The organism is Rhizobium sp. SG_E_25_P2 (assembly GCF_029892285.1).
GTDB lineage: Bacteria > Pseudomonadota > Alphaproteobacteria > Rhizobiales > Rhizobiaceae > Rhizobium_E.
The window spans coordinates 56,420-69,961 of record NZ_JARXVM010000022.1; the positions used below are offsets into that span (position 1 = coordinate 56,420).

Genomic DNA, 13,542 nt, shown 5'->3' on the forward strand with positions numbered 1-13,542 from the left:
CGGCGTTTTCTGCATTTGTGAAGAGCGCCGGCATGGGAAACGCTGCCTTATGCGTGAACCAGTGCGACCGCCTGGCTCGACAGCCAATTCATCTTTCCGCTGGCGCTCGGTTGCACCAATTATGTCCAGCGTCGATCAACACCTCTACGGGCTCTCCTCTCGGAAAGCTTACGACCTTCCCCGGCAAAGACCAGTCGGTAACGGATCGCGGTTCCCCAACACCGGCGACATGCGCATTTGTAAGCCGTGCGGCAAGCTGGTCGAGAGTCTTGTGCGCCTCTTGCGGCCACGAGCGAGAATCCCGGGAAAGATCGGCAGACAGACCCCAATAGTCCCATGGTTTCAGCTCCAATTTGCGTAGCGCCGCCATCTGCCGAAACAAGCTGCCCGCGACGAACCACTCACCGGCAAGACCAAGACTCGCCACCCCCAACTGCAAGGCAATCCCCGGCTCGCCTTTCAATCGGAGCCATGCCTCATCCGCAGTCATGAACCGCTCGCCCGGCACGTCCTGGGCATCGAATGGAATTCCCTCAAGACCGGCGAATTCAACGTCGAGGCGCTTCCACCGCCCGCCGTCGCGCCATTCGCAAAGCCAATGATCCTCCCAGTAGCCGGGCGCAAGATAATCGGCAAACCCGACGCACAAGCGAGCCGGCACGCCGCCGAGACGGAATCTGCTCACGGCTAGAAGGGCGAAATCGCGGCATAAGCCACCGACTTTTGCGCTGCGGTGCTGCGGCCCGTCCAGCAGTTCTCTGCTCACAGCGGCAGACAGTAATTCCGCCACAGAGCGAAGTTCCAGATCCGCAAACTGTTCTGGCTGGAAACCCCACCGCCTGGATTCGGGGCCGCGCGGATGTTGCATCCAAGAATTGATCCACCGGGCGACCGCATTTGGCTCATCGCCGGCTCGACTCAGTGTTTCACGATGGGGCCCGGGATCCGAGTAGAGGCTCTGGGACGCATAGAAGGATGTGTGCATGGATGTCTCTTTCCAGTTGAGGTCGAGACACGACAAGGAGGGCAAATTTTCAAAATTTGTCAATTGGGGCTTGCCGCCGATTTCCACGTTTTCGAGGTTATCGGGCACGGGGATTCCCCGAAGAACGAGCGTGCGTGGTGTTCGATCTTAGCAACCGCTGAAAGAAAAACCGCCCGCGACATTCCTGTCGCGGGCGGCTTGATTTCGGTCGTCAGGGGCGTTCGTTAACGCACCACATGACAGTGGAGGGGTCAAATGTCGAGATTGGCGACGCTGAGGGCGTTTTCCTGGATGAAATCGCGACGCGGCTCCACCTCGTCTCCCATCAGACGGGAGAATAGTCCATCAGCGTCCGTCGCATCATTGACCCTGACCTGGAGCAGCGAGCGCACATTCGGATCAAGCGTGGTTTCCCAGAGTTGCTCGGCGTTCATCTCGCCAAGACCCTTGTATCGCTGCATCGACAGGCCCTTGCGGCCAAACGTAAACACCGATTCGAGCAGCATGCGCGGCCCGGCAATTTCGGTCTCGCCTTCACGACGGACCAGCGCCGGCGGCACGCCATAGATTTCGCCGAGACGCGACGACATCTGGTCGATCATGCGCGCGTCCTGAGAACCGATCAGCGCCATGTCGATCACCAGCGATTCCTTGACCCCGCGCACCATGCGCTCAAAACGCAGAGCGCCGGCATCACTCATCTCGCCAGTCCAGCCGCGCTCGGTTTCCTCGGCAATGACATTCATCCGTCGGGCGATCTCGGTGGAGACCGCCTCGGCGCGATCGCGATCGCTCATCAGTTCGGCGTTCAAGCCGCCGGCGATCGCCGCCTGTTCGACGAGCGACCTGTTATAGCGGGAATGAAGGCCGTCGATCAGCGCGCGCACACGCAACGCATCGTGAATCACGTCGCGAAGATCGGCGCCGATGCGCACTTCGCCGCCGCCGAGACGCAACGACACATCTTCAAGTCCAGCGTCGATGAGATAGTCGTCCAGCGCCTTCTCGTCCTTGAGATAGGTCGAGGACTTACCGCGGCTGACTTTGTAGAGCGGCGGCTGGGCGATGAACAAATGACCGCGCTCGATCAGTTCCGGCATCTGCCGGAAGAAGAAGGTAAGCAGCAGAGTGCGAATATGGGCACCGTCGACATCGGCGTCCGTCATGATGATGATCTTGTGGTAGCGCAGCTTGTCGGCGTTGAACTCGTCCTTGCCGATGCCGGTGCCCAGTGCAGTGATCAGCGTGCCGATTTCCTGGCTCGACAACATCTTGTCGAAGCGAGCGCGCTCGACATTGAGGATCTTGCCGCGCAGCGGCAGGATCGCCTGGTTTTCGCGCGAGCGGCCCTGCTTGGCGGAACCGCCTGCCGAATCACCCTCGACCAGGAACAATTCGGATTTTGACGGATCGCGTTCGGAGCAATCGGCGAGTTTGCCCGGCAGCGAGGCGATGTCGAGCGCGCCCTTGCGGCGCGTGAGTTCCCGCGCCTTGCGGGCGGCTTCGCGCGCGGCGGCGGCTTCGACCACCTTGCCGACAAGAATCTTGGATTCGGCCGGGTGTTCCTCAAGCCAGCGGCTGAGCGCCTCGTTGACGAGATTCTCCACGACCGGACGAACTTCCGAGGACACCAGCTTGTCTTTGGTCTGCGACGAGAATTTGGGATCCGGCACTTTCACCGAGAGAACGGCGGTCAGGCCTTCGCGGCAATCATCGCCGGTCAAGGACACTTTTTCCTTCTTGAGCACGCCGGAGCTATCGGCATAGCTGGTGATCTGGCGAGTCAGCGAAGCGCGGAAGCCGGCGAGATGGGTGCCGCCATCGCGCTGGGGGATGTTGTTGGTGAAGCACAGCATGTTTTCGTGATAGCTGTCATTCCACCACATCGCGACTTCGACGGTAATGCCGTCCTTCTCGCTCACAATAGAGATCGGCTTCTGGACCAGCGGCTTCTTGGCGCGATCGAGATAAGCCACGAAGGCTTCAAGGCCACCGCTATAGAGCAGTTCTTCCTGGCGCACATCGGAATGGCGCTTGTCGGTCAGCAGGATGCGGACACCGGAATTCAGGAAAGCGAGTTCGCGCAGGCGGTGTTCGAGCGTCGCAAAATCAAACACAGTCTTGGTGAAGGTTTCGGGGCTGGGAAGGAAGGTCACCTCCGTGCCCGTCTCCTTCGGGGAGTCGCCGATCACCGCGAGCGGCGCATCCGCAACGCCGCGGCTGAAGCTCATTTCATGGACTTTCCCTTCACGGCGGATCTTCAGCTTGAGCCAGATCGACAGCGCGTTGACGACAGAGACGCCGACTCCATGCAGACCGCCGGAAACCTTATAGGAATTCTGGTCGAACTTTCCGCCGGCATGCAGCTGGGTCATGATTACTTCGGCGGCGGAGACGCCTTCTTCGTGATGAATGCCGGTCGGGATGCCGCGACCATTGTCCGTCACTGTGCATGAGCCATCGGGGTTGAGCGTCACGGTCACCAGATCGGCATGACCGGCCAGCGCCTCGTCGATGGCGTTGTCTACGACTTCATACACCATGTGGTGAAGACCCGAGCCATCGTCGGTGTCGCCGATATACATGCCCGGACGTTTTCTCACCGCGTCCAGGCCCTTGAGAACCTTGATGCTGTCGGCGCCATATTCGCCGGCGGAGGCCGGTGCGTCGTCTTCGGTGGGTCCGGTCATGGATGGCTTTCTCTTGGCTGTCTTGTAAAATCGTCGAAGGCGAAAAATCAGCCTTGCGAATCACTTTTCAGAAGGTGACCGACTATAGGATTTTTCCCCGAAAGGCCAAAGCTTGCCCATGGAATTCAGGCGGAAAACGGGCTGTTACCGGGCTTTTTCCCTGAGAAAAACGAGCTGGTCGAGCGATTGCGCCAGTTCCGCCAGTCCCTCGGGTGAAAGGCTGCGAATTTCGCAGGCCAGCCGGTTTGCGAAGGCGGTATATTCCGCAGGCAAACCGGTGGTGTCGACCACGACGCGGGGATGGGACTGGGCGGCCAACCGGAAGAGATCGTCAGCCTCGTCCCAGATAATGTTGAAATAGCCCGCCACCCGCTGAAGAAAATCAAAGCTTGGCCGGCCGCGATGGCCGTTTTCCAAGGCCGAGAGATAGGCGGGCGTCACGCTCAGCGCCGCCGCCATCTGCTTCTGGCTGACGCCACGCTGCCGGCGGAGCCGGCGCACCGCTTCGCCGAACGGCGTCATGCGCGCTCCCCACGGCTCCGCGCCAAGCGGACATACAGCGCGCCGTCGCCGCCATGATTGGCCGCGGCCGGCTCATAGGACGATATCAGCGGACGAAAATCCGGCTTGGAAAACCACATCGGCACGGCGCGCCTGAGCGCGCCGTCACTGCCGATCGAGCCGCCTTTGCCTGTAATCACCAACACATGCCTGAGGCCGCGCTCATAGGCGCGAATCAAAAAGGAGTGCAGAATGGCGTGGGCCTCGGATTGGAAAAGGCCGTGCAGGTCGATCCGCGCCTCGAGCTCCAACCGTCCCTTGGCGAGCTTTCGCTTGACCGGTTTTTCCAGCGGATGATGCCGGGCTGGCTGAAGACGGGGCGGAGGCGCGGCTTCACCACCGCCTGAAGGAGCCGAAATCAAGACCGGAGGAGCGTTGGCTTCGTTCGATTCCTGCTCGCGCATCAACGCCTCGAACGCGTCGATTTCCTGGATGCGTCCGGGGAGAGCGCGGGTGGTCCGGGCGACCTTTCCCCAGAGAATGCGATCCTCCGTGGAGAGCTTCTTGTCAGTCGCCATGGCCGAGCTCCCGCGCAGCCTCGACAGGAAGCAGGATGAAGAAATCGGCGTCATTGCGAACATTTCCCGCCAACTCCCCCGCCTCATCGCCGGAGCCGGTGAAAATATCCGCCCGCGCCGGTCCGACTATGGCGGTGCCGGTGTCCAGCGCCATCATCAACCGGCGAAAGGGCCTGCCGCCGCTGAGATGGGTGAGACTGTCCGAGGAGAGATAGAACAGCGACGAGAACGTATGCAGCAGCCTGTCCACCGCGATCGACCGCATCGGTTGCAATGGGATCTTGGCGGCCGCCACCGGCCCCAATGTCGGATCGCTGACCTCCGCGTCACGAAAGAAGATATAGGAGCGGTTGGTCCAAAGGATCTCGTCCTGACGCTCCTCATGCGCGGCGAGCCAGGCGCGAATCGATTGCATGGAAACATCCGCCTCGGCGATCTCTCCGAGATCGATCAGACGCCGGCCAATACCGGTGAAGGGATGCCCGGCCTTGGCGGCATATGTAATGCGCCGAATGGCGCCATCCGGATAGCGCAGCCGCGCCGCGCCCTGGACATGGACGAAGAAAACATCGACGCGCGACCGCGCCCAGGCGATTTCGAGCCCCCTGCCCGCGAGCGCGCCGCGGTCGATGTCGGCGCGATCGAAATAGGAGCCAATACCGCCCTCCGGCAGTCGACGACCGAAGGCGTAGGAGGAATCGAGTTCGAACGGACGGTTGGACTCATCAAGATCGACGAGATCGTCGGGTCTGCGGTGGAAGGGAAACCGGAAAAGCTCATCCGGCTGGTCCGAGACATCCACGATCGGCTCGTAATATGCGGTGACGAAGCCGGCGCCCTTGTGCGGGTCGATCCGGAATGGCCTGAAACGGGATTCGAAAAACCGCCGCGCTTCGGCGGCGGTCTTCGGCTGTACGGCCAGGGACTCTTCGAAAGCCGAGGCCAGATGCTCGGACCGCAGGCCAAGCGCCCCGGTTCGATAGGGCTTGACCTTGCTGATATGGTCCAGACAACGCCGCATCGGCGAAAACAGATCGGTGGGATCGTCTTCGGCCCAACCGGGCAGATCGGAATACGCCGCCGGGGTCAGGCCGAAATTCATCGCGCTCAGCCTTCTGACTGGGTCGAGACCAGCTTCCAGTTGGGGTCGCGCGATCGGGTGTCGCGCAAGAAGGTCCAACGATCCTTCACTTCCGAGACATCGTCCGCATTGCCATCCACCAGGGTTCCGGCCTTGTCATAGGTGGCGGATATCAATTGACTGACGATCTTCATGGTGATCGTCACTTCGGCGCCCTCGATGCTTGCGCCGACCATTTCAGCCTTGTCGATGCCGACAAAGCTGAACTTCACCTTCTCGCCCGCCTTTTCCCGTTCGGCAATGGCGGCGTTGAAGCCCTCATAGACCTCGCTGGAGAGCAGATTTTTCAGCGTCTTGCGATCGCCCTCGGCGTAAGCCGTCACAATCATCTCATAGGCGGCTTGAGCCCCTTGAGCGAATTGTTGCGGATCGAAAGACGGGTCGGCGTCGAAAACGCGACGCAGCGTTTCGTTCAACGGCGAACCCGGCGGCGCAAAGGCGTCGATGGCATGGTAGCGATTTTCAGGTTCGGCCGCGCCGCGTCGGGGCAGCGTGACGACCTTGCCATCCTCAGCCGACGACTGCGGCTTTTGCGTCTCGCGAGCAGTTTCGCGCGGAGAAAGCGGATCATAGGGCGGCTTCTCATGCCCGGTGCGTTTTCCGAGAACGCTACGGAGATTTAGAAAAATCAACGCCGCGACGATCAGGAAAAACAGGGTGATGATACTGTCTGTGCCCATGGCTGGCTGTGCCCTCGGTTCTTAAATTGCCTGCTTCGCTTCCCATATAGTCGTCCTATGAATATCATTCAAACGGAGGAGACAAGGGAATTACAATGCGCACCACTCTGCCGCTTCTGGCGTTTCTCGCCACGCCGATCCTGGAGATCGCCACTTTCATTCTGGTCGGACAACGAATCGGCGTCGGCCTGACGCTTGTTCTGGTGCTGATTTCCGGTTTCACCGGCCTATTGATTCTGCGGCGGCAGGGCCTGGGGGCACTGAAGAAACTCAACCGAAATCTGCGCCGGGAGAGCCTGTCCGGAGAGGGATTGGCGGATGGTTTCCTGATCGCGATGGCGGCCATGCTGCTGATCATCCCCGGCTTCCTGACTGACATCGTCGCGCTGTTTCTGCTTCTGCCGCCGATCCGGAAACTTATCTGGCGACGTTGGGCAAGCTCCATCCAGATGCGGACCTATTACACCTCTGGCCAACAATCCGATCCGAACAGAAGCGGCAGGCGGTCGAAAGGCGATTTCGTCGATCTTTCTCCGGACGATTTTCATCGCGACGATCACCCCGACGTCACCCGGCTCGACCGACCCGACTGAGGCGCCGAGGGTTGTAAGCATCCGGGCTAAATGCTAGATGGCAAGCCCCGGGGCTCAGCGCCCTATGCTTCGGTCAAAGAAGTCGAACTTCACCGCCGGCCCGTCGCCGTGAACCCCGGACAATGGAATCTGTGACGGCGAGGCCATGCGTTTCGCCCTGGCGATGAGGAAAAAATTATGTCGAATGAAAACGCGAATGGCGCCGAAGCTCAGCCCGCGATCAACATTCTCGCGCAATATGTGAAGGATTTTTCCTTCGAAAACCCGGGCGCGCCCCGTTCGCTGCAGGCCCGCGACAAGGCGCCGGCGATCAACATTTCGGTGAATGTAAACGCCAACCCGATGTCTGACACCGATTTCGACGTGGTGCTGACGCTCGATGCTTCCGCTAAAGAAGGCGACAAGGTGGTGTTTCATGCCGAGCTTGCCTATGGCGGGCTGTTCCGCGTCCAGGGTTTCGCGCAGGAACATATGCTGCCGGTGCTGTTCATCGAATGCCCGCGCCTGCTGTTCCCCTTCGCTCGCCAGATCATTGCCGACGCCACCCGTAATGGCGGCTTCCCGCCGTTGATGATCGACCCGATCGATTTCGCAGTGATGTTCCATCAGCGCATGGCCGAAGAACAAGCCAAGGCGCGCGTGGCCGCCAACAACTGATCGTCGAGAACTCAGAGATCTTCGTAACAGCTAGCGCCCGGTTTAGACCGGGCGTTTTGTTATTGTCCTCCCGGCTCCCCGCCGAGGCCATATTTCATCCAGATCGCCCTGTCGCCCATCTTTTTGACCAGCGCCTTGTGGGCCTCGGCTTCCTGCGTCGAGAGACGCGACGGCAGGGGCTGAGACCGGGTAAGCGCGACGATGTCGGATTGATCCGCGACTTCGAGAGCGCGCGATCTTTCAGGGCCGGCAAGACCAAGCGCGGTCTGTCGTCCGCCGATCAACTCAATATAGACTTCAGCGAGAAGTTCGGAGTCGAGCAAAGCGCCATGCTTCAGACGATGGGAATTGTCCACTCCGTAGCGTCTGCACAGCGCGTCGAGCGTATTCGGACCCATCGGATGCTTGCGGCGGGCGATCTGGAGCGTGTCGACCACTCTTTCCGCAGGAATAGCCGGCCGGCCGATCCGCGCCAGTTCAGCATTGATGAAGCCCATGTCGAAATTGGCGTTGTGGGCGATCCAATGCGCACCCTCGAAGAATTCGAGAATTTCGTCGACGAGGGAGGCGAAAACTGGCTTGTCAACGAGGAACTGATCGGTGATGCCGTGAACCGCGAGCGCATCGGGATGAACCTTGCGGCCATCCGGATTGATATAGAGATGGATGGTGCGCCCGGTGGGGAAGTGATCCCTCAACTCGACGCCGCCAATTTCAATGATGCGATCTTCGCGCGAATCGAGGCCGGTGGTTTCCGTATCGAAAATGATTTCCCGCATGATCACTGATCTCCCATTCGCAACGTCGACAGGACACGCCTGACCTCGGCGCGAGCATGATCCAGGCCGAGTCCGGTGTCGATGATGAAATCCGCCCGCTTGCGCTTCTCCGCATCGGGCGTCTGGCGGGACAGGATGAGTTCGAATTTTTCTTCGCTCATGCCCGGTCGGGCAAGAACCCGCGCGCGCTGGATATCGGCATTGCAGGTCACCACCACCACCTTGTCTGCTCTTGCCTCAGCCCCGTTCTCGAACAGCAGGGGTATATCGATGACGACAAGTGTTTCGCCGGATTCCGAGTATGCGTCGAGAAGAGCCTTTTCCTTTTTCCAGACCATCGGATGCACGATCGATTCCAGTTCGCGGAACCGGTCAGGATTCCCAGCCAGCGCGGCGGACAGTTTTTGGCGGTCGACCCGGCCATCGATCACGCAACCTGGAAAGGCCGCCGCGAGTGGAGCGACCGCCTCACCCTGATAGAGATCGTGCACGATCGCATCAGCGTCGATGACAGGAACCCCCTCGGCGCGGAACATATCCGCCGTGGTCGACTTGCCCATGCCGATCGATCCGGTCAAACCGAGCCTTAGCATCAATGTTTCTCCAGATCGGCGATCACCAGGGCGCGCAATTCATCGGTCACCTCTGGCCGGCGGCCAAACCACTTCTCAAAGCCCGGCACGGCCTGGTGCAGCAGCATGCCAAGTCCATCGCAGATCGGCCGTCCCTGCGCCTGGGCCATTTGGAGGATCGGCGTGATCAGCGGCGCATAAACGATATCTGTGACCAAGCCGCTTCCGGCCATCATGGAGAAATCGATCTCGATCGCTTCCGCCCCATCCATGCCGAGCGACGTCGTGTTGACGAAGAGATCGGCGCCGACAAGCCGTTCAGCCAGGGCCTCCATCGGAGCCGCATGGATCCTTGCGCCGAAGCGATCGGCCAACTCCTGGGCGCGGGCCAAAGTTCGGTTCAACACATGGATTTCGGCAAAGCCTCGGTTGCGCAATGCCTGAAGGATGGCGCGGCTCGCGCCGCCGGCGCCAAGCACGACGGCCCGATCACGCTTTGCGTCCCAGGCCTGAGCCCGCTGGTCGAGATTGGCCAGAAAGCCATAACCGTCCGTATTGGTCGCCTTCAGGCGCCCCTCTTCCCGATAGAGCGTGTTGGCCGCGCCGAGTTCCCGCGCCAATTCGTCCGGCGCATCGGAGAGCGCATAGGCGGCTTCCTTGTGCGGAATGGTGACATTTCCACCTCGATAGCCGGATTCTCCCGATTTCAAAGTGGAGATGAAGTCGGCGAATGATTCCGGCGCAACCTCAACCGCTTGATAGGATCCATCCAGTGCCAGCATCTTCAGCCAATGGCTGTGGATCATCGGCGAGCGCGAATGCTTAATTGGGAAGCCACAGACGAAAGCTTTGTTTAACGATGTTTCACGTGAATCAGCCATCGATCGCTCCCAGATTTCGAAGTCCCGTCAACAGCCTCAGCATCGGCAGGCCGAGAATCGTGAAATAGTCGCCTTCGATCGCGTCGAACAATTGAACGCCCGGCCCTTCGAATTGATAGGCTCCGACGCTCTGCAGAATGGCGTCACCGGACATCGTCAGGTAGCGGCGCAGAAAGTCCTCGGAAATTGGGCGCATCGTCATCCGTGCAATCGAGACGTCAGACCAGACAACCTCACCGGCGTGCGCCACCGCCACGCCGCAATTCAAATGATGCGTCGCGCCCGAAAACGCCCTGATATGATCGGCGGCTTCAGCCATGTCTCTCGGCTTGTGGAAAATCCGTTCGCCGAGCGACAAGGTCTGGTCGGAACCGATCACATAGGCGTCGGGATGACGCGCCGATACATAAACCGCTTTTGCCTCAGCAAGACCACGCGCGACATCCTCCGGTCGCGCGCCTTGCGTCAGCAAAGGTTCTTCCACGGCGCGCTCATCGATATCGGCGCTGATTGCCTGGAAATCGAGTCCCGCGCCGGACATCAGCGACTGCCGCGATGCGCTTTTGGACGCCAGTATCAGTTTGGCCATCACATCATCTCCCTCTGTCCGCCAGAGGGTTAGCGAAGCTTCGGCCGAAGAGCAACAATGGCTGCGGCTGTCTCCTCGATCGATTTGCGCGTCACGTCGATCAGCGGCCAGCTATTGCGGGCGCAAAGTTGCCGCGCGTATTTGATTTCCTCTGAGATGGTCGCCCGGTCGGTGTAGCTGTCCTGATAGCCGGAGGTGGATCCAAGAATTCGGTTTTCACGCACCTGGCTGATATGATCAACGCTGGCCACGAGACAGACGATCAGCGGTCGTTTTGCGGCGAACAGTTTCTCCGGCAGTTTGGCGCCAACCACCAGCGGAATATTGGCGGTCTTGATACCCCGATTGGCGAGATAGATTGCGGTGGGAGTCTTGGAAGTCCGGCTCACGCCGAGAAGGATGACATCCGCCTCGTCGATATTGTGCGGCAACTGACCGTCGTCGTGATCCATGGTGAAGTTGAGCGCCTCGATACGGGCGAAATAGCCGGCGTTCAGCTGATGCTGCGCGCCGACCCGACGACGATTGGGGGCGCCGAGATAAGATTGGAACATCTCAAGCACCGGCTCGATGACCGAAACGCAGGGAACCCCCATCTCTCGGCAGGCCTCATCTATGACGGCCGCGATCTCCCGATCAATAATCGTGTGAAGCACGATGCCCGGTTCCTGATCGATGGCCGCGAGCACATCGCTGACCTGCTTGCGGCTGCGCACCAGTGGATAGACATGCTCCACGGCGAGGCAATCGCCGAATTGAGCCGCCGCGGCCCGACCAGCGGCGATCAATGTTTCTCCGGTCGAATCGGAGATCAGGTGCAAGTGAAAGAATTTCTTCTTGTTTTCCACTGTTTTGAGGCCCCCTGTTGATCAGTGTGGACAAAGGGCCTGTTTCGGCCGGGCGTGATTAGCTGTCTGGGAAAACCCCCGATTTGTCCACAGAGAAAGCCTGAGCGGACAGCGGAATTGGCTGGGTGTGGAAAAGACTCATGACTTGACGGTTACCCGATCTTCTCCATCCGTCATCCACAGACCCGATTTCGCAAGATCGATCGCAACATATTGGAATCACGTTTGGAATCGGTCTTCAATCAATTTATCCACAACAAAGGCTCCATGAGCTCGCATCCAGCTGTGCGCTTGGGTCGCGGGATGAAAAAGCTGTTGAGCTTTGATAATCCTTGAAACCCACCGACTCTTAAGAAATAGCAATCTCTATCTATCTATTCTTTTATGGGGCGGGATGTGGAAAAGACGGCGCGCAAAGTGATGGACGTTCTGTCGGGCAAAACCGTCAGCCCGCCTCCGGTGTGGTTGATGCGGCAAGCGGGACGATACCTGCCGGAGTATCGGCAGACCCGACAGCAAGCGAAAGGCTTTCTCGATCTCTGTTATTCGCCTGATCTCGCTGTGGAAGTGACAATGCAGCCGATACGGCGGTATGGCTTCGATGCTGCGATCTTGTTTTCGGATATTCTCGTCATCCCCGACGCCATGGAACGAAACGTGCGTTTCGTGGAGGGTGAAGGCCCGCAAATGGACCCGATTTCAGTTGAGGAAATCGAGGCTCTGGACGTCCCGGATCTTGCCCTGCGCCTCGCTCCGGTTTTCGAGGCTGTCAGCCGATTGCGGAGAGACCTGCCGGGATCAACGACGCTGCTCGGCTTTTGCGGAGCGCCGTGGACGATCGCGACCTACATGATCGCGGGTCACGGCACGCCGGACCAAGCGCCGGCGCGGCTTTTTGCCTATCGTTACCCCCAAGCCTTCGAACGGCTTTTGGCGGTGATCGCCGAAGCCTCCGCTGATTACCTGATCCGCCAGATCGACGCCGGCGCCGACGCCGTGCAGATTTTCGATTCCTGGGCGGGCGTGCTCGGCGATGAGGAATTCCAGCGCTATGCAGTACAGCCAGTTCGTCGTATCGTGAATACGCTGAGAGCTGCGCGCCCTTCGGCGAAAGTCATCGCCTTCGCGAAAGGCGCAGGGGCCAATCTCCGCACCTATCGTCGCGGCGTCGACGCTGACGCGATCGGGCTCGATTGGACATTGCCGCTGGATTTCGCAGCGGAATTGCAGAAGGATGGGGCCGTTCAGGGCAATCTCGACCCGCTGTTGATGGTTGCCGGCGGGGATGCGCTGGACAGTCGCGTGAAGAGGATCCTGGATCGTTTGGGCAATGGACCGCTGATCTTCAATCTCGGCCATGGCATCACGCCACAAGCCGACCCGGAAAATGTTACGCGGCTGCTGGCGATCATCCGCGGCGGCTCTGGAGAAAACGATGGCTGAGGCGAAAAGGAATTCGGGAACCGGGGCGGGGCGGCGGGCGGCCGTGGCGCTCGCGGTATTCCTGCTTCTGGTTGGCGCGGTTTTCTTTTTCGCACCCGACAACGCCTATCTCTGGATCAAAGCGATGCATGTGATCGCGGTGATCTCCTGGATGGCCGGGCTGTTGTATTTGCCGCGGTTGTTTATCTATCATCATCAGTCTCAGCCCGGTTCCGGCACGTCCGAGACGCTGAAGACCATGGAGCGGCGTCTGTTTCGGGTGATTATGAACCCCGCGATGATGATATCCTGGGGACTCGGCCTCTATCTCGCCTGGGATGGTTTCGGCTTTACCGGCGGCTGGTTGCATACCAAAATCGCCGCCGTCGCGGCGATGACGGGGGTGCATGTCTATTTCGGCCGCGCCATGCGGGCGTTCGGTCGAGATGAACGGCCGATGACCGAGCGCGGCTGGCGATTTCTCAACGAGGCTCCGGCGCTGTTGATGATCGCCATCGTTTTGCTGGTAATCGTAAAGCCCTTCTGATTTGACTTGAAAAAGCGCTTCGAGTCTGGCAGAGCACTAATCGCACGCTCAATGACGCGACAACTCTGCTTCATTCTGC

At 59.8% G+C, this 13,542-nt stretch carries 15 protein-coding genes; 4 read left to right on the forward strand and 11 right to left on the reverse strand.

From position 1 onward, the window contains the following. Window positions 1–88: 88 nt before the first annotated feature. The 6 genes from M2360_RS23685 to M2360_RS23710 form a co-directional block, all read right to left on the reverse strand. Window positions 89–1,093 (reverse strand): transglutaminase domain-containing protein, encoded by a 1,005-nt coding sequence (locus M2360_RS23685; protein WP_280777858.1) that lies wholly within the window; start codon window positions 1,091–1,093, stop codon window positions 89–91. Window positions 1,094–1,236: 143 nt separating this feature from the next. Next, the gene (gene gyrB, locus M2360_RS23690; RefSeq protein WP_280777859.1) at window positions 1,237–3,675 is read right to left on the reverse strand and encodes a DNA topoisomerase (ATP-hydrolyzing) subunit B; all 2,439 of its coding nucleotides are present in this window, start codon (window positions 3,673–3,675) and stop codon (window positions 1,237–1,239) included. A gap of 144 nt (window positions 3,676–3,819) precedes the next feature. Next, the gene (locus M2360_RS23695; protein WP_280777860.1) at window positions 3,820–4,197 is read right to left on the reverse strand and encodes a helix-turn-helix transcriptional regulator; all 378 of its coding nucleotides are present in this window, start codon (window positions 4,195–4,197) and stop codon (window positions 3,820–3,822) included. After that, window positions 4,194–4,754 (reverse strand): Smr/MutS family protein, encoded by a 561-nt coding sequence (locus tag M2360_RS23700; RefSeq protein ID WP_280777861.1) that lies wholly within the window; start codon window positions 4,752–4,754, stop codon window positions 4,194–4,196. The genes M2360_RS23695 and M2360_RS23700 overlap by 4 nt, the downstream gene beginning before the upstream one ends. After that, window positions 4,744–5,856 carry a murein transglycosylase A gene (locus tag M2360_RS23705; protein WP_280777862.1) on the reverse strand — a complete coding sequence of 371 codons (1,113 nt, stop codon included), beginning with the start codon at window positions 5,854–5,856 and terminating at the stop codon, window positions 4,744–4,746. Before M2360_RS23705 ends, M2360_RS23700 begins: the two co-directional genes overlap by 11 nt. Window positions 5,857–5,861: 5 nt before the next feature. Continuing rightward, the gene (locus M2360_RS23710; protein WP_280777863.1) at window positions 5,862–6,575 is read right to left on the reverse strand and encodes a Tim44/TimA family putative adaptor protein; all 714 of its coding nucleotides are present in this window, start codon (window positions 6,573–6,575) and stop codon (window positions 5,862–5,864) included. Window positions 6,576–6,670: 95 nt separating this feature from the next. On the opposite strand from M2360_RS23710, the gene M2360_RS23715 reads away from it, so the two are divergent. Beyond that, window positions 6,671–7,168, forward strand: a complete 498-nt coding sequence (locus M2360_RS23715; protein WP_280777864.1) for an FxsA family protein — start codon at window positions 6,671–6,673, stop codon at window positions 7,166–7,168. A gap of 177 nt (window positions 7,169–7,345) precedes the next feature. Then, window positions 7,346–7,825: a protein-export chaperone SecB gene (gene secB, locus M2360_RS23720; protein ID WP_280777865.1), complete on the forward strand. Its 480-nt coding sequence runs from the start codon at window positions 7,346–7,348 to the stop codon at window positions 7,823–7,825. Window positions 7,826–7,884: 59 nt separating this feature from the next. Here secB and dnaQ read toward each other — a convergent pair whose 3' ends face one another. Genes dnaQ through M2360_RS23745 form a run of 5 tightly spaced genes read right to left on the reverse strand, consistent with a single transcriptional unit; the run spans window position 7,885 to window position 11,494 of the window. Next, window positions 7,885–8,604: a DNA polymerase III subunit epsilon gene (dnaQ, locus tag M2360_RS23725; protein WP_280777866.1), complete on the reverse strand. Its 720-nt coding sequence runs from the start codon at window positions 8,602–8,604 to the stop codon at window positions 7,885–7,887. Between the two features lie 2 nt (window positions 8,605–8,606). Further along, window positions 8,607–9,197 carry a dephospho-CoA kinase gene (gene coaE, locus M2360_RS23730; RefSeq protein WP_280777867.1) on the reverse strand — a complete coding sequence of 197 codons (591 nt, stop codon included), beginning with the start codon at window positions 9,195–9,197 and terminating at the stop codon, window positions 8,607–8,609. Continuing rightward, complete coding sequence (locus M2360_RS23735) at window positions 9,197–10,057, reverse strand: shikimate dehydrogenase (RefSeq protein WP_280777868.1); 861 nt, start codon at window positions 10,055–10,057, stop codon at window positions 9,197–9,199. The genes coaE and M2360_RS23735 overlap by 1 nt, the downstream gene beginning before the upstream one ends. Next, window positions 10,050–10,649 carry a Maf-like protein gene (locus M2360_RS23740; protein WP_280777869.1) on the reverse strand — a complete coding sequence of 200 codons (600 nt, stop codon included), beginning with the start codon at window positions 10,647–10,649 and terminating at the stop codon, window positions 10,050–10,052. The genes M2360_RS23735 and M2360_RS23740 overlap by 8 nt, the downstream gene beginning before the upstream one ends. A 26-nt stretch (window positions 10,650–10,675) precedes the next feature. Next, a complete protein-coding gene (locus M2360_RS23745) occupies window positions 10,676–11,494 on the reverse strand; it encodes a pyruvate, water dikinase regulatory protein (RefSeq protein WP_280777870.1) in 819 nt (272 codons plus the stop codon). Between the two features lie 396 nt (window positions 11,495–11,890). Here M2360_RS23745 and hemE point away from each other — a divergent pair, with 396 nt between their 5' ends. Beyond that, window positions 11,891–12,937 (forward strand): uroporphyrinogen decarboxylase, encoded by a 1,047-nt coding sequence (gene hemE, locus M2360_RS23750; RefSeq protein ID WP_280777871.1) that lies wholly within the window; start codon window positions 11,891–11,893, stop codon window positions 12,935–12,937. Then, entirely contained in the window at window positions 12,930–13,463 is a 534-nt protein-coding gene (hemJ, locus tag M2360_RS23755) for a protoporphyrinogen oxidase HemJ (RefSeq protein ID WP_280777872.1), read from the forward strand. The genes hemE and hemJ overlap by 8 nt, the downstream gene beginning before the upstream one ends. The last annotated feature ends 79 nt before the right edge of the window (window positions 13,464–13,542 follow it).